Here is an 18042-nt window from a genome sequence, read left to right on the forward strand (position 1 = left end):
TATATTGAATGTACATAGAAACCTTCCTTTCGAAGATGGTTGGGTGGTACCTCCATTTTACCAAAGGTTGGTTTCTTTGTTTTTTACAGATTTCAAAACTTTGAAGAGGGTGCCTCTAAAGCCTATGGCTTTTGGGACACCCTCATTTTTGACAATTCCACGCTCGTGAGCCGAAATAGCGGGATGCGTTGAGAAATAAGACTAGTTTCTATATCTAATTATGCTGAATTGGTCATTTAAGGAGAAATAAGACTAGTTTCTAGTCCTATTTATAAGAATTCCACGCTCAGAAGCCGAATTGGCGGTATGCGGTGCCACTGCTATGCTATGGATTAATCGGTATCGCTTGCTCCGGCACATTACCTGGATTCTCAGCATGAGGGTTCTCTGAACTCTCGAAAGGAACCAAATAGTATTTCTCAGCTTTTAAATCAATCGGAACGTAGCGGTTATAAGAACCCTCTGCAGAAATTTCCGCAGTGTTTGGCAATATCTCCACCCCGGCTTCACTGACGATTTTAAACGCAATGTGGTTGGATTGCTCAGTCCAGTCATAATATAAAATCGTTGAAATAGGTGATACGACCATGTTTTTTAGATGAATGGATTGTCCGTTTCCAAGTGAGATATCCTGATTAAAAGCAATCGTTTCACTTGTTGCAGCCAATTGATTCGTTGGAACCTTAATGTCAAAGGACCAAGGATTCTCAATCAGCTTCACTTTCGAATCTATGCTCCAGTCTAGATTATCGTATCTAATTTGGAAGGCAATCGTTTCACCGATCGGAAGCTCTGAAATTCGCAGCTCATTGTAGACCGTATACATGGAATCATGTACTTTAATGGATTGTCCAGCGGTTCCTGAAGTGAGATTCTGTCCATTCATGAGTACGGTTGGCATCGGATGCATTTGGTAATTAAATTTGACCCCCTCTGCAGGCTCAAAAGTGGAGCTAATAAGCAAACGTCCGTTATCAATCAACGCTTCATCTAAGGTCCATTTCCCGTACTTATTTTCAGCAGTGGCACCAATTTCGGTTTTGAACGGAGAGTAGTCCGCGTTCTCATCTGCATTAGTTGCCATCAATCGCTCCATCAACCCTCCGACGAATGGAACATTGGCAAAAGTCACAGTCCCCGTACTGATTGAAATACCTACTGCCAATATAAAGGCCGCCGCAACGCCTGCATATTTCTTTTTATTATTGGTTTTACGTTTTCTAATTTTACTCCGTACACGTCGGTCCCAGCTCTTTTTTTGGAGGCTCGTGAGCTCCTGTTCTTCATACTGGCTTACATCCAGGCTAAGATCATTTAGCTCTTTATAAATCGACATAGTCTCACTCCTTACCCTTGATTATTTTTGAGCAGATAGCTTTTCAATTTCTTGCGTCCCCTAGAAAGCTTGTTGTGCACCCAAGATTCCTTGGCATTATAGTGCTCCGCGATTTCATGGGAAGGTGTTCCCTCTAAGTAATATTTTTCGAAAATATCCCGCTCACGCGCTGATAGTTGGTCAAACAGCTCATCTACTTGGCTTGTGCCGGCTGCTTCGCTTGTTTTGAGCATGCGATCATCTATTTCGGAAACCGAAAATTGGTGATTGTGAAGCTTGATTTGTTTTCTTTGATAATCAATTGCTTTATATTTGGCAATCGCTGCAAGCCATTGTTTAAAGCCATTTTTCTCTGGATCGAAGTGCAAAATATTGTTCCATACTGAAAGCAGCACATCATCCAGGCATTCCTCGTAATCCTGCTGCTGGCCATTCAAATGGCGTTTAATTATCGCAGCAAGCAGTCCTCCATATTGATGGATAATAAAAGAAATGGCTTTCTCGTTTTTGTTTTTTATGTGTTGTACAACATTGTCCTCTGTCAGTTTCAACCGTTCACCCCTCCTTGCAACAATTATTGGCGCCTACTAGGTAATACGAATAGAATTCCATTAATCTATCACATGAGAAAAAAAGAGCTAGCTTCCCGTTTCCATATCGATAATGTATCAAGCATAATAGATAGTGTTGCAATATTCTTATTTTGACATTAATGGTCCATACAAGGAGAGAGTGAGATGCACAAAATAATGATTGTAGAAGATGATCCGAAAATCGCGGAGCTTCTGCTGTCTACTATAACGAAATATGGCTATGAAGGGATACGTGTAAACGATTTTCAGCATGTCATGGAGGAGTTCCATCAAGCCAAGCCGGACATGGTTCTTCTTGATGTCAATTTGCCTAGTTATGACGGCTATTACTGGTGCAGGCAAATCCGCAGCGCGTCGATCTGCCCGGTGTTGTTTATATCCGCTCGCGACGGTGAAATGGATCAGATCATGGCTCTTGAAAATGGGGGCGATGATTATATCACGAAGCCGTTTCACTCTGGAATTGTGCTGGCCAAAATCCACAGCCATCTTCGACGTGCCTATGGGGAGTATGCCTCCAGATATGAGGAACGCGTTCTCGAAATCGAAGGGCTCATGCTTTATCCCGAAAGGCTGGAGCTGAAGCTAGAAGCTGCAATCATTGCGCTCACGAAAAAAGAATCCGACATTGTAGAAAGCCTCATTGAGCGATATCCACGAGTTGCCAGCCGCGAGGCTCTGCTTGAGAAGCTGTGGGATGATCAGGCTTACGTGGATGAGAATACGCTGAATGTGAACATTACCCGCGTTAGAAGAAAATTTCAGGAGCTTGGCATCGAAGATGCTTTGCTGACGGTGAGAGGCACAGGCTATCGGCTGAACGTCACATGGATGAAGGAAAGTGACAAGTGAAACTGTTTATAAGAGAACACGCTCTGCTCATTGTTGTTCAGCTTTTGCAATTGGGTATCATTTTTTCGATTTATTGGCTCGATGGCTATCACAATTTGGAGACAGCACTTTACGTTGTTTTTCTTGCTTTCTTCATCCTAGGCGGATACCTTGTGTACCACTTTCTTAGTCGGCGACATTATTACCTCCGCCTTTGTCAGCCTCTAGAATCGCTAGATGCTTCATTTCAGAAAATTGGGCAGTCGCCCATCTCGGAGGCGCTCCAGAAACTGTTGCATACCCAGTACCGTCATTATCAGCAGCAATTATACACGGTAAAGAAACAGCAGGAGGAGCATCTCGTTTTCATGGACCAATGGGTTCACCAAATGAAAACACCTCTTTCGGTCATTGAGCTCACTGTTCAAAATATCGATGAGCCTGAGTTTGCCAGCATTCGTGAGGAGCTGGAGAGAATGCGCTCGGGATTGCATACGGTCCTCTATATGGCTAGGCTCCGCGCCTTCGAACAGGATTTCCACGTGAAGCCCGTTGTTTTGTCACAAATCATCAGCGCCGTTGTCCATGACAACAAACGACTTTTTATTCGCAATCAGATTTATCCCGAGGTTCACATCAGTACGCCTGAATTAACGGTCGAAACGGATGAGAAATGGCTGTTTTTTATGCTCTCCCAGCTCGTCATCAATGCGATTAAATATTCTGCGAGCAAAGAGACAGAAGGGAAGAAGGTCGTGATTTCCTGTTATTTGCGCGGGAGCGAAGCTGTTATTGAGGTTATCGATCGTGGGGTAGGCATTCCTGCTGCGGATATGAAGCGGGTATTTGATCCCTTTTTTACCGGGGAAAACGGACGCGGCATGCGCGAATCAACGGGTATGGGGCTCTATCTGACGAAGGAGGCTGCTGATCGTCTTGGACATGGAATGGAGCTAGCGTCAGTGGTCGATCAGGGTACGGAGGTACGTATTGTTTTTGCCGCCTATGAGAAGCTTACAAGCGTGTAATAAAAGTGAAAGTCTAATCGATAGTTAGCGGCTGACTGTCCACAGTATACTGATCACACATTAACTGTTTTCCTCTTGAAAGGAGATCTAAGTATGCTGCATGTAAGACAGGTTAGTAAAATATATGAAGGTAAAATGTCCTACCGAGCTTTGACCGACATTAATTTAACGATTGATGACGGAGATTTTGTTGGGATTATGGGTCCCTCTGGAAGCGGGAAAACAACGCTGCTGAACTTAATTGCAACGATTGACGAGCCGACAACGGGAGACATATCCTTTCACGGCAAAACGACCAGCAAGCTGGACAAAAATGAGTTAGCTATATTTCGCCGCCGTGAGCTTGGATTTGTTTTTCAGGATTTCAATCTGCTTCACACCTTGACGGTTGAGGAGAATATTGTGCTGCCGCTGACTCTGGATGGCAACAAGGTTAGCGAAATGAAGAAAAAAGTAAAAGCCATAGCAGAGAAGCTGGGCATTACAGAGATTATGGATAAACGCATGTATGAAATATCTGGGGGGCAGGCACAGCGGGCAGCGATAGCAAGGGCTATGATTCATTCCCCTAAGCTGCTGCTGGCAGATGAGCCGACAGGAAATCTTGACTCCAAAGCAGCGAAGGATGTTATGGAACTGCTGGAGAAAATTAACCGCGAGCAGAAAGCAACAATGATGCTGGTCACGCATGATGCGGTGGCTGCTAGTTATTGCAATCGCGTTGTTTTCATTAAGGACGGCAAATTCTATACGGAAATCCATCGGGGTGACAATCGTCAAACCTTCTTCCAAAAAATTATCGATACGCTTTCGCTGTTAGGAGGATATCATCATGACGTTTCGCCAGTTCGCATTCCGTAACGTCACTCGCAACAAACGGCTTTATGCAGGTTATTTTCTCAGCAGTCTATTTACGGTGATGGTTTTCTTTACTTTTTCGATCTTTGCATATCACCCTGTCCTTAGCGGGGAAAACATTCATTCCAGCGCTACGTTTGCGCTTTCTGTATCCAAGTGGATTATTTATGTATTTTCCTTCTTTTTTGTTCTGTACTCCATGAGTGCATTTCTACAATCGCGCAAAAGAGAATTTGGGCTGATGATCATGCAGGGCATGACCACTGTCCAGCTCCGTCTGATGATTTTTTTGGAAAATATGATTATTGGCATATTTGCCATTATCGGAGGCATTGGTTTGGGGCTTGTGTTTGCAAAGGCGATTTTGCTTGCAGGGGAAAATGTTCTTACCATCAACGAAAAGCTATCCTTTTATATTCCTTATAAGGCTATTGTTCTCACTCTGGTTTCATTTTTAATTCTATTTATTCTCATCTCTTTTTTTATTTCCACCGTACTGCGCAGCGGGAAGCTGGTGACGCTATTAAAGGCAAACAAGCAAGCGAAAAGCGAGCCGAAGTCATCCTTCCTTCTTTCCATGCTGGTACCAATCCTGATTGGAGCAAGCTACTTTCTTAGTTTGCGAGCCGATGGCACAGAGGCAATTTTTCTGCTTATTCCGGTTACGATCATGGTTTGCATTGGCACCTACCTGCTGTTTACACAGCTTAGCGTCTATATCATTCGGAAGCTAAAGAGTATGGAATCAATTTTTTGGCTCAAAACGAATATGCTGCTTTTTTCCGATCTCGCCTACCGCTTGAAGGACAACGCGCGCTCGTTTTTTCTGGTCGCTATTATTTCCACTGTCTCGTTTTGTGCGATAGGCTCGCTTTACGGATTTCAATCCATCATCGGTGGAGATAATGTTAAGGGAAATCCTTATCTATTCACCTACCAGACAACAATGGATGGTGATAGCAGCGAGCAAAAGCATATGGAGCAGATTGATCGCACGCTGAAAGAATCGAACATCGCAAATGAAAAAGCAATGCTTAAGCTTGGTTATTACAAGGCCTCCAATAGCGATAAAATGATTGTAGTGGTTAAGCAATCCGACTATAACCATTTGGCCGAATTAATGAAAATAGATAAGATTAAGCTTTCAGGCGGCAAAGCAGCGGTTGTCGACTTTGGGATGTCGCGAGCGGGTAAAGCAATGCTTAACGAGCCATTTACGCTGCAGCCTAGTGTTGTGATTGAAGCCAATCGAGCTGTTGTATCGCCAGCGGTACATGGCTTCAGCGGCTATTTCATTGTATCGGATGAACAATTTGCAAAACTCCAGCCTCCAGTACAAGAGAGCCATTATTATGCATGGCATGGACCACTGCGGCAGAAAGAAGCCATAAAGGCAGGCGGCAAGCTTACGAATCTCATTCCCTATAGCGATAAATATGAGTTTTACGCGCTTGAATTTCAAAATTCCGTGTTAAGCGAGCGCTTTGGCCCGATACTGTTCATTGGTTTGTTTATCGGAGTCGTGTTTTTTGTCTCCGCAGGCAGTTTTCTCTATTTCCGCCTGTACAGCGATTTGGATGATGACAGGCAGAAGTTCAAAGCGGTTTCGAAAATGGGTCTGAGCGACAAAGAGCTTGCAAAAATACTGAATCGACAAATGATATTGCTATTCTTTGCGCCAATCGTGGTGGCATTAGTACATGGGGCTGTTGCCCTCATGACACTATCCAACATGTTTAAATACTCGCTGCTCAAGGAATCCATACTCGTGCTTGGCCTATTTTTTATCGTTCAAGTCATTTACTTCTTCATCGTTCGTTTCTTCTATATTAGGCAGGTAAAGATGGCGCTTGCCTAATTGAGCATAATTAATAAAGAGTGCTTCAGAGGTGATAACACCTCCAAAGCACTCTTCTTTATTTGTCTAATGCTTTAACAAGCAGGTCTGCATAAAACTGTGCTCCATGCTTTTTCAAATGCACGCCATCAGCGGCAAAAAAGTCCTTTTTCCCTTTGCTTGCTGTATACCAGTCTACAATGGTCACGTTCTCCGTCTTTTTCGCTGTGGCCGCGAGCATTTTATTTACGGAATCCTGCCATTTGCGCGGGACACGCGTATTGATGAATATGATTTGACGCTCTGTGCCTAACGTGTCAAGAAGCTCATTCATCTGTTTTGTCGTAAAGGCACCGTTCGTTCCGAGCTGAATGACAACCGTATTTCCAAGCTGGTTATTTTTTTTCAAGCCCTCGATCACATCTAATGCCTGCCCAAACTGTCTTCCTATTTTTCCATCAACCACGATACCCGGAACCAGCTTCTCTAGGAATGGTTCAGCATCCAATAGGACGGAATCACCGATTGCTGTCACGCTGTTTTGATCGATAGGGGTGACAGTCGGTTTGTCTGGTACAGGCTTCTGATCTTTGTTTCCCTGTACGGGATTGCTGGTTGGTTTGTCATTAACAGTTGGTACAGGCTTTGGCTTACTGCCATCGGTACCGTTCACAATGGTATCAACTTTCGGCTGCTCGGGATCGGTGATAGACGGTTCGGTTTTATCCTTACCTGTACCCGGAGCCGTATTAGATTGACCAGGTTGCTCCGACGCTTGCGGAGGCGTTTGTTTTTCTGGTTCAGCTGGCTTCGGCTCGATCACAGCCTCATTTTGTCCAGTCTTGCCTTGTTCACGATCTTTGCCTGGAGAAGCTTCCTCCGAAACATTCGGCTTGGCGGGCGCAACTACAGAGGTTTCATTGTTTTTGCTATCGCCGCTGGCTGATTGCAAATTCACACTGCTTGTGCAGGATACGCTTGAGAAAACAATGACAAGCACAGCGAGATAGCTGCTGGCTTTTTTGAGTCCAATTCGCTGCGTGGTTTGCTGTTTAAACAAAGAATATATTTTTCCAAGCGCACCATGTCTTATAGGCTCCTCTATAAACCGCCAAGAAAGCTCAGCAAGTACGAACGTTAGGATTACTTGAATAAGTGCTCTTACAGGATGCAGCTCTCCGCTCTCGGCTGTTGGAGTCGTTAACACGATAATTGGATAATGGTATAAATAAATGCCGTAGGAACGGACGCCGATCCAAGCGAGTACTTTGCTCCCGATTACATTTGCGAATTTACTTGCGGGATGGGCGAGTGCAGCCACGACAACCGCAGTAGCAAGGGAGAACAGCACCATGCCTCCGCGATAGAGAAAAGAATCATACTCATTGGTCTGATTAATCATAACCAAAATGATGACGAAGCCGAACGTGCCTACAGCATCCATAAGCATGCGGCTGCGTGCAGACAAGGTCGATGACAGCTTCCAACTCGGCCAAACGATAGCAAGCGCTGCCCCTATGAGAAGGGAGAATGCTCTGGTGTCCGTCCCATAGTAGACACGGCTTGGATCAACACCCGGCTGGTAAAGTAGGATCATCGCACCAGCTGATACCGCAGCTGCCGCCAGTGTCCACAGTGCAAGTTTGCCCCGTTTTGGAGAGAAGCGGATAACGGCTAACAGCACGAGGGGCCACAATAAATAAAATTGTTCTTCCACTGCAAGCGACCACAAATGGCCGAACGGAGAAGCGGGGCCGAAGCTCTCGAAATAGGAAATCTCATGGAAAATAAGATACCAGTTGCTTATATAAAGAAGAGCTGACCCGATATCGCCTTTTAGAGACAATAACCGGCCTGTATCACTAATCAACAGCCATAATGAAACGACAGCTATCATGAGGAACATCGCAGGCAGCAATCGCCTAGCTCGGCGAATAAAAAACGTTTTGAGATCTAATTTCTTGGAAGGATGAAGCTGTTTCAGCAAAATGTCCGTGATTAAATATCCAGAGAGGACAAAAAACATAGTAACACCGAGCAGTCCGCCCGGTACCCATTGCAAGTTCAAGTGATAAGCAATGACGGCAAGAACGGCAATGGCGCGCAAGCCATCCAGTCCCGGCATATAGCGACTACTGTTGCCGATTGGTTTAGGCATGGCGGAATCCTCCTACAATGAATGAAATGGGGAGAATTGCAGCAAGGTCGATGAGAATAAGACGGTGGAAAAAGCGATGATTACGAATAATACCGATGGTAAAAATGGTGTTCAGCCCCTCTGGATGATGAATCGTTGTAAATCAATTATATGGCGGCAGCTAAAATAATTCGTAACAGAACAGTTACAAATCGGTATCAAACTGGAAACAAAAAAAATGAAAAGTTACAGAACTAATAAATGCATGTTTCCACCAGTAAAGGGAACCGTAACCACAAGTATTTTTTTGGGAGGTTCCCTAGATGAGAATCGTAAAATTTTGGATCGCTTCGTTTCTTGCGTTGTTGTTTATGACGAGTGGAGCAGATATTGCAGCGGCACCGAATGGGGAACAAGAACAACTTCTAAGGGCTGCTTTTGTGCGAAATGGCGAGCTTTGGCTAAAGACAGGTCAAGTGGAGAAGAAGCTTGTAAGCGGACCTTTTGTGCGAAATCCCAAGTGGTCATTCGATGGAGAATGGCTTGCATATACGCAGGGAGATGCAGAGCAAGAGCTATGGGTGCTGCATTTGCCAACAGGCAAGAGCAAGCTCGTCGCTGCAAATGTCGGCAAAAATTTTCAATGGGCACCGAAGAATAAGCTGCTGGCCTATCAGATAAAGGATCAACTGCAATACGTTGATGCGAGCTCGCCGGACAAACCGCTTGGTTCCGCGGCAGCCATAGATAATTTCTCATGGCTGCCATATGGTAAAGGTTTTTTTGCTTCTTCACAGTCAGAGCTGCTCCCGGATGGATGGACGCCGATCCATCTTTATCAAATGCCACTTCGTACAATGGACGATCCTCGCACCTATACAACCGTTCATGTGCTGCCAGCACCATCTGACGATTTTTTTGCAGTCGGCACGAGTGAGTTCAAATGGTCCGCTGATGGTCGATGGATCGCATTTCTTGCTAAGCCAACCGCGTCGTTATCGGCCGATAGCAACATCCTCTGTGTGATTTCAACTGACGGCGTTGTTTTTCGAACACTTGATGAGATGGTGAATAATCCCCAGTGGTTCTCATGGGCAAAGAGCGGCAGCCGGCTCGCTTACATTGCAGGGATCGGGCGCGAGGCCACCAGTAACAAACAGCTGAAGGTGCTGGAAGTGACATCTGAGAAGGGGGCTGCGTACACGCCTAAGCATTTCGTTGATCAAGCATTTGTTTGGCAGGATTTGCAGCATATTATTGTGTCGAGAGCAGCGGAGTCTAAACCAGATGGTGATCAGCGCCGTGCAGCATTTCCTTACTTAGTAAGGGTGGAGCTGAATAATGGCGTGCAAAAACATATGACAAAGCCCTCCCGAAAGTATGGCGCTTATAACCCGGTAGTTCTTCATTCGAAGCTCTTTTGGGTGAGGGATGATCATACTACAGCAAATGTAATCATGGCGGACATAGATGGACACCATGCAGTGGAATGGATAAAAGGTATCGACCAAGCAGATTCTTATTATGGACAATGGGACTGGTCTGAGGTGATTGCATTCTATTGAGTGTTTCATGTGCATCATAACGTATGCGGCAAAGATCAGAATATGCTCAATTGATAACCTATTCTACATGCTATAATATATGGAGGTAATGGAGACAAGCTGGCTGAGGAACGCCCAGTTCAATTATGATAATTACTTAAACAAGGGAGTGGAACAATCAATGATTAGTAAAGTCGGTCAAATCATGCTGTATGTAGATAACCAAGATAAGGCAGTGGAATTTTGGACAGAAAAAGTAGGTTTTCAAGTCATTTCTGAAGAAAATAACGGCCAAGGGTTTCGATATATTGAAATTGCTCCTACAAAGGATTCAGAAACAACGATCATTCTACATAATAAGGAATTCGTTGCAAAAATGTCACCAGGATTAAATCTTGGTACACCATCTTTAATGTTTTTTACGGAACACTTCGAACAGCTGCATGGCGACTTGTCCAATAAAAATGTCACTGTCGGTGACATTGTAACGATGCCTTCTGGAAGAGTATTCAACTTTGCAGATGATGAAGCAAACTACTTTGCTGTAATGGAGAAAAAGTAATTTTCCCCGCCCTTTTCAGTGTGTTAGGAAACGAATGCTCTACCAAACAGCGGCAGTCTTTCGAGACTGCCGCTGTTCTTTCAATACAAGTTAATTCATACTCTTTATTCGAACAATCCCTTCAGTTGATGCCGCGTCCTCGTACATAAAATATAAAGAATAATCTCCTGTTGTATAACTAAGGCCATATTCATCATACCCGCCATCAGAATTGCCTTCGGAATCTGGTTCTCCCAAAACCTTTTTAACCTCTTCTACGGATTCGTTTATTTTTATATCGATTACACCTATCTTATTTTCGTCCCAAATATAGAAGTAGCAGTTATCATATTTTAAATAATCAGCATTTTCAAACCCAACTTCGTCAGGCTGTCCATAGGCTTGCTCTAGTTCGCTTCTAGATTGGTTTAAATTCACTTTTAAGCCCTTAAGCTGCCCTTTTTCGGCTGTTTCTAGAAGCTCGCTGTCGAGGCTAAATCGACACGCATTCCCTTTACCCGTTTCTATTTGACGCGTTTCAGGTTCTTCGGCTTTCGCACAGGCGGAGAGGAGGAGCATCGATAGTAAAAGGCATATTCCAGTGGTTTTGCTTATCCTACTTATCATAGAAACGCCTCCAATAGTTCACTCGATATAACTCTAAACGGGCCGAGTAAATGTAATGTTTTAAGAGCTTCGCGCCGTCAAGCTAGGTCAAGTGTTCAAGGTGTCTGAGGACTGGCTGAGGGAGGACCCGCTTTCTATGCTGGGACAAGTAAGCGGTGTTGTGAAAAGGCTTGGTGAGTGAGGTGTGGTCGTGCTTGGCCTCACAATTAAGTCTGAATCCCATGGACGATAGTGAGCATTTCGATTTCTAAGTATCGCCTGTTTTTAGCTCACACCCCTCGCATTCCGTGCGAACAAAGCGCTCGCCTTGCCAAGTGTAAAGCGTTTGCGCTTCTTTCCCTTTGTCCATGTCGTAATAACGATTAATAAATGAGGTATTTCCGGCTTTTTCGTATAGGGTGGAATAGCTGTTGTCAGCCGTGAACAAGCCTTGATGCAAGACAGCGATGCCTTCTGGCAAGAGAGAATACAAATTAAAAGTTGAGCCGTTCGAGGTAAAGGATTGGCCGATTGAAAAGTCGAGGCTGCCATCGTTGTTATAGTCTGCAAAAGAAATAACAAATTGGCGGCTCTGATTGAAAATTAGCGGTCCGCTGTTGAATGTAGGATTTAAGTCTAAAGCATGCAAGAGCGTGCCGTCTTTAGCAATCAGCTCCAGACGAAATTCCCCTTCCCAGTATGTCCCCATATTAGGGCCTATTTCCTTCTCCTCGTTAGACTCGCCAGACATCATGCGCACATAAAGCTTTTCTTCTTCGCCGTCTTGGTCATAATCGACAGCTGCTTCGGCGATCACCGTCGGTTTTTCTGTTCCATTGGAATGTGTAGAAGCTTATTTAGGGAGTGCGCATCCTGATGAGATCAACATAATCAGCATAACGATACTTAATACAGATAGAGCTCTGTTCATGAAGCACCCGCCATCCGCTTGAAATATTTGCTAATTAATCAGACTGCGTAACAGGAGGAAATGTTTCATCAATAAATTAAATTATGTTCGAGATTTAGCGGGGATGGGCTAATTAGCTTTATTCAAAAAGGACAGGAATCATTAAAGAAATAAATATGGTTCCAACTAAGAATGAGATTAACGAAATTTTATAACTACGTTTTTTTATAAAAATTATCCCCAATACAACAACTAAAAAGGGAATGCTCCACAAAAAAATAAGGCAAAAACTGTTGAATCATAATATTGAAAATTCGAAACCATGTTTCTCTTTTTCGACGTTGTATTCCTTGCTGTCTAAATAATGGCGCTAGTTTAAATAATAACGCCATGCCAATTCATCTACTACCCATTATTATATCCTTTCGTATACTCATATTTGTTCGTGAATAATAAGATTGAACATAGTCAAACAAAAAAAGGGATGCTCTTAAGCGAATAAATTCGCTTGAGAGCATCCCTATTCCTTATATCTGAACAAGCAGTAAAATGATAGATGATAAACATAAGCATGTGCTGACCAAGCATAGGAACATGACGACCTGCTTATGATTGAGGCCGGCCCGCAGCAAGCGATAATGCGCTTGGCTGGCATCTGCCTGATAGATGGCTTTGCCTTGCAGCATGCGCTTCACGACAACGAATATATTATCGAAGATCGGTACGCCGAGCGCCAGAATTGGGATAAACAACGACATCACGGTAGCTTGCTTAAATGCGCCGTCTAGTGCAATGACCGCCAAAATAAACCCAAGGAAGGTAGCTCCAGCATCGCCCATAAAGATTTTTGCAGGAGGTTTGTTATATCGCAGGTACGCAATGGTGACACCTACTAAAATAATAGCCATGATGGCGGAATTGGATTGTCCTTTGGCCAGTGCTACAACGAACAGCGTTACGGCAGAAATCGCCGATAGTCCGCCAGCGAGCCCGTCCATGCCATCGGAGAAGTTAATGACCGTCGTTACGCCAAAGATCCACAAAATCGTAAGCGTAAACTGCAAAATAACGGGAAGCAGTACATATTCGCCTGATAGCGGATTGTAAAAGCCGGTAAATGCGATGCCAGAAGCATAAACGAGCACCGCTGCTGATATTTGGACGATAAATTTAGGAAGCGACGGAAAGTCTTTGCCTTTCGTCTTGTACCAATCATCAACCGTGCCGATGAAGAGAAGCAGTACGCCGCCTAGAAATATGGCGCCAGTTTGCAGGGAGAAATCTCTTGTTACGAGCAAATAAGTAAAGAAGAATCCGATGAAAATAACATAGCTAGCAGTAAGAGGGATCGGTTCCCTATGAAGTTTTCGCTCAACATCCTTGCGGGGCTTGTCCACAAAATCAAGACGGAAAGCAAGCTTTGCAAACGGAGGAATTAAGAAATAAACGATAGCAAAGGAAACTAACAAAGAGATTGCATATAAAATAATAGTCACCACCGTTAGTTAATGAAGGAACAACAGAATTATACAATTCGTGAAGAAAATTGTCGATTGGAGATTACATAAGTGAGAAGATATTAATCTTTAGAAGCTGCCTGCAGCACGCCCTTTATTACATAATCAAGATGCATCCTTCCTGCCCAGATTGAATAAAGATAAGCGATAATTTGTTTAAACGTATCGGCTTGTTAATAGTTCAACTGATAAGGGAGCGATAGATATGAAGCTGGATTGTGCCATCATCGGCGGCGGGCCTGCTGGTTTAAATGCAGCGCTCGTGCTGGGCAGATCGCGAAGAGTTGTTATTGTATTTGATCACAATAAGCCTAGAAACGCGGTAACCCATGAGTCGCATGGCTTCATCACGCGAGATGGCATTGAGCCGCGCGAGCTTCGTCGATTAGCCCATGCAGATATTGCCCAGTATCCTTCGGTTACCATTAAGCCTGACAAAGTGACGGAGGTGCAGCGAAGCGAGATGGGCTTCCATCTGATGACAAGCAACGGTGTTATTTATCACGCTCGCACGCTTATTTTGGCAGCAGGTCTGAAGGAATCTTTGCCTGCTATTCCCGGCATACGAGATTTTTATGGAAGAAGCCTGTTCAGCTGCCCATACTGCGATGGCTGGGAGCTGCGTGATCAACCGCTCGTCGTCATTTCGGAGGGCTCGAATATTTTCAATTTGGCGAAAACGGTGTTTAACTGGAGTCGTAATGTAGTCGTTTGTACGAATGGAATGAACAGCCTTAGCTCGCAGCAGATCGGTCAACTAGGCCAAAGAGGGATTCAAGTGACGCAGCAAAAAATTAAAGCTCTCCATGGCGAGAATGGCCGCCTTCATCGTATCGTATTTGCGAATAACACCGAGATTGAGCGCACAGGCGGCTTTGTTACGCCATCTTGGGGCCAAGCAGCGCACTTCGGAGAAGCGCTCGGCTGTGCGATGACACAGGCAGGCGGCTTCGTTACGGACGATTACGGCAGAACGAGCATAAGGGGCATATATGCAGCCGGCGATTCTTCTATTATTGTACCTGCACAGCTGGTTGTCGCAGCCGGCGAAGGCAGCAAAGCTGCCATTGGGGTCAATACCGATTTATCGCATCAGGATTTTGGATTTTAGCAGCTGAAGTGAGCGTGTATAAACGCAGCAATATCGTTATACCTATTAAGGTTTTTTTGCTAAAATAAGGATCAAATAATAGACATCGTTGTTACATCCCTACTCATTATGGGTATTGGTGTTGGACTGAAAATTATCAGCGAGAAAAGGAGGGATCATATGTTAGAAAAACTGCATCCAGATGATCATGTTTTAAATCAATTTCCATTTATGCGAGATGAGCTGCAATATAATCTGATTCATTTGATTACGGCATTGGAAGGCGCAACGAGCTTGAAGACGTCTGACGGACGGCTGCTCTTTGCAGGTTCGCCTGGGCATAACGCTTGGTTATGGCTATCGGAGGATATGACGGAAGAGCGCAGAGATATGCTTATGCAGGAGCTTATCGCTTATTACGAAGGAACGGATTTGCCGGGTATATGCGGAGCTCCGTCTACGGCAGAACCGTTCGCGAAAATGTATGCGGAGGCGAACCAGCTGCAATATCATGCTTATATGTTGATGACTGCTTATTCATGCCCGAAGGTGATTAAGCCCATGAAGGTCAAAGGGAAAATGATTCAAGCAACACGCCAGCATGTAGAGCTTGTCGCTGAGTTTTTGGCTGGCTTCTCTGAGGACGCGTATGGGGCGTCGGTTATACCTGCCAGTCAGATGCCCGCTGCAGAGGGAATGGTCATGAGAGGCAATTTATATTTCTGGTCTGTTGATGAGCTTCCAGTGGCGATGGCCAACATCGCTCATCGATCTCCGCGGCACGGACGGATCAATGCGGTTTATACGCCGTCTGTCCTTCGGAGAAACGGCTATGCAAGTGCGGTTGTAGCGGGAATTTGCGAAATTTTGGAGGAAGAGAACAGGGAGCCGATGCTGTATGCGGATAATAAAAACCCTGCTGCTAACAAAGTCTATCAAAATATAGGTTTTGTCCAGAGTGGACCGATTGCTGAAATTAGATTTATGTAGATGCAAAAGCTTAGAAAGTAGGAACTGATTTGAAGATTGATCGTTTACTCGCGATGACGGTACTGCTGCTTAACCGGGGACGAATAAGCGCCAAGGAGCTGGCGGATCGTTTTGAAGTATCGACAAAAACAATTTACCGCGACATGGACACGTTAAGCCAGTCCGGCATTCCGGTATTGGCTCATCAAGGGACAACGGGCGGATTCGAGATTATGGAGCAATATACGCTGTCTCGTCACTATTTAACATTAGCAGAAATCTCGTCGCTTATAGCAGCCGTCAAAGGCATAGGTACCGCATTGGATGATGCGACCTATGCTGGTTTGCATGAGAAGGTAAGAGCATTGCTGCACAAATCGGATAAGCTTCAGAACGATCACCTTGGAGACAGCTTGGTTTTTGATTTGAATCCTTGGGGGCAGGGACCAGCAGCGCGCGACAAGGTAAACTTGTTCAAGAAGGCGATTGAAGAGACGCGGAAGGCGGAGCTTAGCTATATTAACATGAACGGCACGGAAACGGAGCGAGTGATTGAGCCGTATGCGCTTATTTTGAAAGGTAACATATGGTATTTGCAGGCTTACTGCACGCTTCGCGAGCAGTTCCGTGTATTCCGTTTATCACGCATACAGAAGCTGAATCTCTTGCTGGAGAGATTTGAACGCCGCGAGACTCCTTCGCTGGACGGTTACGCATGGGATGTAGAATGGTCGAAAAATGCCGATACCATCGTAACGCTTATTTTCCAGCCGCAGGTGCGCCACCGTGTAGGAGATGCTTTCCATCCGGATCAAGTGACTGTATTAGCGGATGGAAGCTTGCGTGTGGAAGGCAAGCATACGATAGATGACTGGTTTTATGGGATGCTGCTAAGCTACGGTGATCAGGTTAAGGTTGAGCAGCCTCAGGCTCTCGTGGAGGAAATTATTATGCGAGCTCAAAATATTGTTAACCGTTATAAGAACTAAGACAGACAGCTGTCCAGTTTCCTGCGGTAAAATAAGATCAAACCAAGGAAATGGGGAATCAGCAGATGAATGATACCATTGCAGTAAAACCAGCAGTTACGCTTATAGGGGTAACAACGCGCACGACGAATGCCCAGGAAGCGGGAGCAAATGGACTTTTGTCCAGTCTATGGGATTCTTATTTCACCAGCGGTATCTCAGAACGAGCACAGGTGAATAACGGTCATCTTATCTATGCGCTGTATACGGATTATGAAAGTGATGCTAGTGGAGCCTATACGGTGCTTATTGGGCATGAGCGGGCAGATGCACAAGCCAAGCTGCCGGATGGACTAGAGCAAGCGACAGTTCCGGTGGCTAAATTTATGGTTTTTAAAACGAAGAAGGGTCCCGTTTATGAAGTTGTAGCGCAAGCATGGGGTGAAATTTGGGCGTTTTTCGAGCATTCGTCTATTGAGCGCACTTATGGCGGCGATTACGAGCTGTATGACGGCCGGACATTTGACCCTGCGAATGCGGAAGTCGACATCTATATTGCGATAAAATAAAAAACGGTTGTCCTATGGGCTGATTCAGCTGAAAGGACAACCGTTTTTTTGTATTCTTTGCTTATGGTTCAATTACTCTGCTTGATAATCCTGTACGAGAAGCTCCAGAGCGCCCGTTTCGGGGTCGAGTATAAAGCCGTGAACAGGAATGTCTTTTGGGAAGAGAGGATGCTTACGGATCAATTTGACGCTGTGCATGACGCCTTCTTCGGAACTTGCGAAGCCCCGCAAAAATTTATCCATGCGTATGCCTGAATTTTCTAGCGTTTCAATGGCAAGCGGATCGATGCCGTGATCTTGGAATTTGCTGACCATGCCTTCTGTATTGAGGTTGGTCATACCGCAGCCATGATGGCCAATGACGAGAACCTCGCGAGCGCCAAGCTCGTACACGGCAATCAGGATACTGCGCATCGCGCTTCCGAACGGCTGAGTCAGAATGGCGCCAGCATTTTTAATAAATTTGGCATCGCCATTTTTTAAATTTAATGCTTTTGGCAAAAGCTCTACGAGTCTAGTGTCCATACAAGTAAGAACTGCAATCTTCTTATCGGGAAATTTGTCAGTCAAATAGGCTTCATATTGTTTTTCCTCAACAAATTTTTTATTAAACTCTAATATTTGTGGAACCATGGACATATAATTGCCTCCTAACCCAAGATCGTTTTTCTATTGTTTATTTTATTATTCATAGAAAAAGGGGGCTAG

Annotated in this window: 17 protein-coding genes; 10 read left to right on the top strand and 7 right to left on the bottom strand. The window is 44.7% G+C overall.

What is annotated here, in order from left to right; genetic code table 11:
• Positions 1–325: 325 nt before the first annotated feature.
• Both AB4Z45_RS14140 and AB4Z45_RS14145 read right to left on the bottom strand, forming a co-directional pair.
• A complete protein-coding gene (locus tag AB4Z45_RS14140) occupies positions 326–1336 on the bottom strand; it encodes a DUF4179 domain-containing protein (protein WP_441909978.1) in 1011 nt (336 codons plus the stop codon).
• Positions 1337–1347: 11 nt separating this feature from the next.
• Complete coding sequence (locus tag AB4Z45_RS14145; protein ID WP_441878427.1) at positions 1348–1887, bottom strand: sigma-70 family RNA polymerase sigma factor; 540 nt, start codon at positions 1885–1887, stop codon at positions 1348–1350.
• A 186-nt stretch (positions 1888–2073) separates the two neighbouring features.
• On the opposite strand from AB4Z45_RS14145, the gene AB4Z45_RS14150 reads away from it, so the two are divergent.
• The 4 genes from AB4Z45_RS14150 (at position 2074) to AB4Z45_RS14165 (ending at position 6504) form a co-directional block, all read left to right on the top strand.
• On the top strand, positions 2074–2781 hold the full coding sequence (locus AB4Z45_RS14150; protein WP_441909979.1) for a response regulator transcription factor: 708 nt from the start codon (positions 2074–2076) through the stop codon (positions 2779–2781).
• The gene (locus tag AB4Z45_RS14155; RefSeq protein WP_441909980.1) at positions 2778–3788 is read left to right on the top strand and encodes a sensor histidine kinase; all 1011 of its coding nucleotides are present in this window, start codon (positions 2778–2780) and stop codon (positions 3786–3788) included. Before AB4Z45_RS14150 ends, AB4Z45_RS14155 begins: the two co-directional genes overlap by 4 nt.
• A gap of 93 nt (positions 3789–3881) precedes the next feature.
• Positions 3882–4649, top strand: a complete 768-nt coding sequence (locus tag AB4Z45_RS14160) for an ABC transporter ATP-binding protein (protein WP_441909982.1) — start codon at positions 3882–3884, stop codon at positions 4647–4649.
• The gene (locus AB4Z45_RS14165; RefSeq protein ID WP_441909983.1) at positions 4621–6504 is read left to right on the top strand and encodes an ABC transporter permease; all 1884 of its coding nucleotides are present in this window, start codon (positions 4621–4623) and stop codon (positions 6502–6504) included. Before AB4Z45_RS14160 ends, AB4Z45_RS14165 begins: the two co-directional genes overlap by 29 nt.
• A gap of 58 nt (positions 6505–6562) precedes the next feature.
• Here AB4Z45_RS14165 and AB4Z45_RS14170 read toward each other — a convergent pair whose 3' ends face one another.
• Positions 6563–8641: an acyltransferase family protein gene (locus AB4Z45_RS14170; RefSeq protein WP_441909984.1), complete on the bottom strand. Its 2079-nt coding sequence runs from the start codon at positions 8639–8641 to the stop codon at positions 6563–6565.
• 302 nt (positions 8642–8943) lie between these two features.
• On the opposite strand from AB4Z45_RS14170, the gene AB4Z45_RS14175 reads away from it, so the two are divergent.
• Both AB4Z45_RS14175 and AB4Z45_RS14180 read left to right on the top strand, forming a co-directional pair.
• Positions 8944–10185 (top strand): hypothetical protein, encoded by a 1242-nt coding sequence (locus AB4Z45_RS14175; RefSeq protein ID WP_441909985.1) that lies wholly within the window; start codon positions 8944–8946, stop codon positions 10183–10185.
• Positions 10186–10345: 160 nt separating this feature from the next.
• Entirely contained in the window at positions 10346–10726 is a 381-nt protein-coding gene (locus AB4Z45_RS14180; protein WP_441909986.1) for a VOC family protein, read from the top strand.
• A 90-nt stretch (positions 10727–10816) separates the two neighbouring features.
• Here the strand turns inward: AB4Z45_RS14180 and AB4Z45_RS14185 are convergent, their stop codons facing one another.
• From AB4Z45_RS14185 to AB4Z45_RS14195, 3 genes are all read right to left on the bottom strand, one after another.
• On the bottom strand, positions 10817–11332 hold the full coding sequence (locus AB4Z45_RS14185) for a DUF4309 domain-containing protein (protein ID WP_441909987.1): 516 nt from the start codon (positions 11330–11332) through the stop codon (positions 10817–10819).
• A gap of 247 nt (positions 11333–11579) precedes the next feature.
• Positions 11580–12128 (bottom strand): hypothetical protein, encoded by a 549-nt coding sequence (locus AB4Z45_RS14190; RefSeq protein WP_441909988.1) that lies wholly within the window; start codon positions 12126–12128, stop codon positions 11580–11582.
• A 620-nt stretch (positions 12129–12748) separates the two neighbouring features.
• Positions 12749–13717: an MraY family glycosyltransferase gene (locus AB4Z45_RS14195; protein WP_144376697.1), complete on the bottom strand. Its 969-nt coding sequence runs from the start codon at positions 13715–13717 to the stop codon at positions 12749–12751.
• Between the two features lie 226 nt (positions 13718–13943).
• On the opposite strand from AB4Z45_RS14195, the gene AB4Z45_RS14200 reads away from it, so the two are divergent.
• From AB4Z45_RS14200 to AB4Z45_RS14215, 4 genes are all read left to right on the top strand, one after another.
• On the top strand, positions 13944–14849 hold the full coding sequence (locus AB4Z45_RS14200) for an NAD(P)/FAD-dependent oxidoreductase (RefSeq protein ID WP_441909989.1): 906 nt from the start codon (positions 13944–13946) through the stop codon (positions 14847–14849).
• A gap of 159 nt (positions 14850–15008) precedes the next feature.
• Positions 15009–15818, top strand: coding sequence for a GNAT family N-acetyltransferase (locus tag AB4Z45_RS14205; protein ID WP_441909991.1), 810 nt, complete (start codon positions 15009–15011; stop codon positions 15816–15818).
• A 29-nt stretch (positions 15819–15847) separates the two neighbouring features.
• Positions 15848–16786, top strand: a complete 939-nt coding sequence (locus AB4Z45_RS14210) for a helix-turn-helix transcriptional regulator (RefSeq protein ID WP_441909992.1) — start codon at positions 15848–15850, stop codon at positions 16784–16786.
• A 65-nt stretch (positions 16787–16851) separates the two neighbouring features.
• On the top strand, positions 16852–17334 hold the full coding sequence (locus AB4Z45_RS14215; RefSeq protein ID WP_441909994.1) for a GyrI-like domain-containing protein: 483 nt from the start codon (positions 16852–16854) through the stop codon (positions 17332–17334).
• Between the two features lie 72 nt (positions 17335–17406).
• Here AB4Z45_RS14215 and AB4Z45_RS14220 read toward each other — a convergent pair whose 3' ends face one another.
• Positions 17407–17973, bottom strand: a complete 567-nt coding sequence (locus AB4Z45_RS14220) for a beta-class carbonic anhydrase (protein WP_339205551.1) — start codon at positions 17971–17973, stop codon at positions 17407–17409.
• Between the last annotated feature and the right edge of the window lie 69 nt (positions 17974–18042).

This window comes from Paenibacillus sp. MCAF9 (assembly GCF_052114265.1).
In the GTDB taxonomy this organism is placed as follows: Bacteria; Bacillota; Bacilli; order Paenibacillales; family Paenibacillaceae; genus Pristimantibacillus.

Bases quoted from the DNA above. Each gene is read 5' to 3' on its own strand.
- AB4Z45_RS14150 (WP_441909979.1), top strand. From the start codon at position 2,074: ATGCACAAAATAATGATTGTAGAAGATGATCCGAAAATCGCGGAGCTT.
- AB4Z45_RS14200 (WP_441909989.1), top strand. From the start codon at position 13,944: ATGAAGCTGGATTGTGCCATCATCGGCGGCGGGCCTGCTGGTTTAAAT.
- AB4Z45_RS14140 (WP_441909978.1), bottom strand. From the start codon at position 1,336: ATGTCGATTTATAAAGAGCTAAATGATCTTAGCCTGGATGTAAGCCAG.
- AB4Z45_RS14180 (WP_441909986.1), top strand. From the start codon at position 10,346: ATGATTAGTAAAGTCGGTCAAATCATGCTGTATGTAGATAACCAAGAT.
- AB4Z45_RS14220 (WP_339205551.1), bottom strand. From the start codon at position 17,973: ATGTCCATGGTTCCACAAATATTAGAGTTTAATAAAAAATTTGTTGAG.
- AB4Z45_RS14215 (WP_441909994.1), top strand. From the start codon at position 16,852: ATGAATGATACCATTGCAGTAAAACCAGCAGTTACGCTTATAGGGGTA.
- AB4Z45_RS14175 (WP_441909985.1), top strand. From the start codon at position 8,944: ATGAGAATCGTAAAATTTTGGATCGCTTCGTTTCTTGCGTTGTTGTTT.
- AB4Z45_RS14205 (WP_441909991.1), top strand. From the start codon at position 15,009: ATGTTAGAAAAACTGCATCCAGATGATCATGTTTTAAATCAATTTCCA.
- AB4Z45_RS14170 (WP_441909984.1), bottom strand. From the start codon at position 8,641: ATGCCTAAACCAATCGGCAACAGTAGTCGCTATATGCCGGGACTGGAT.
- AB4Z45_RS14165 (WP_441909983.1), top strand. From the start codon at position 4,621: ATGACGTTTCGCCAGTTCGCATTCCGTAACGTCACTCGCAACAAACGG.
- AB4Z45_RS14160 (WP_441909982.1), top strand. From the start codon at position 3,882: ATGCTGCATGTAAGACAGGTTAGTAAAATATATGAAGGTAAAATGTCC.
- AB4Z45_RS14185 (WP_441909987.1), bottom strand. From the start codon at position 11,332: ATGATAAGTAGGATAAGCAAAACCACTGGAATATGCCTTTTACTATCG.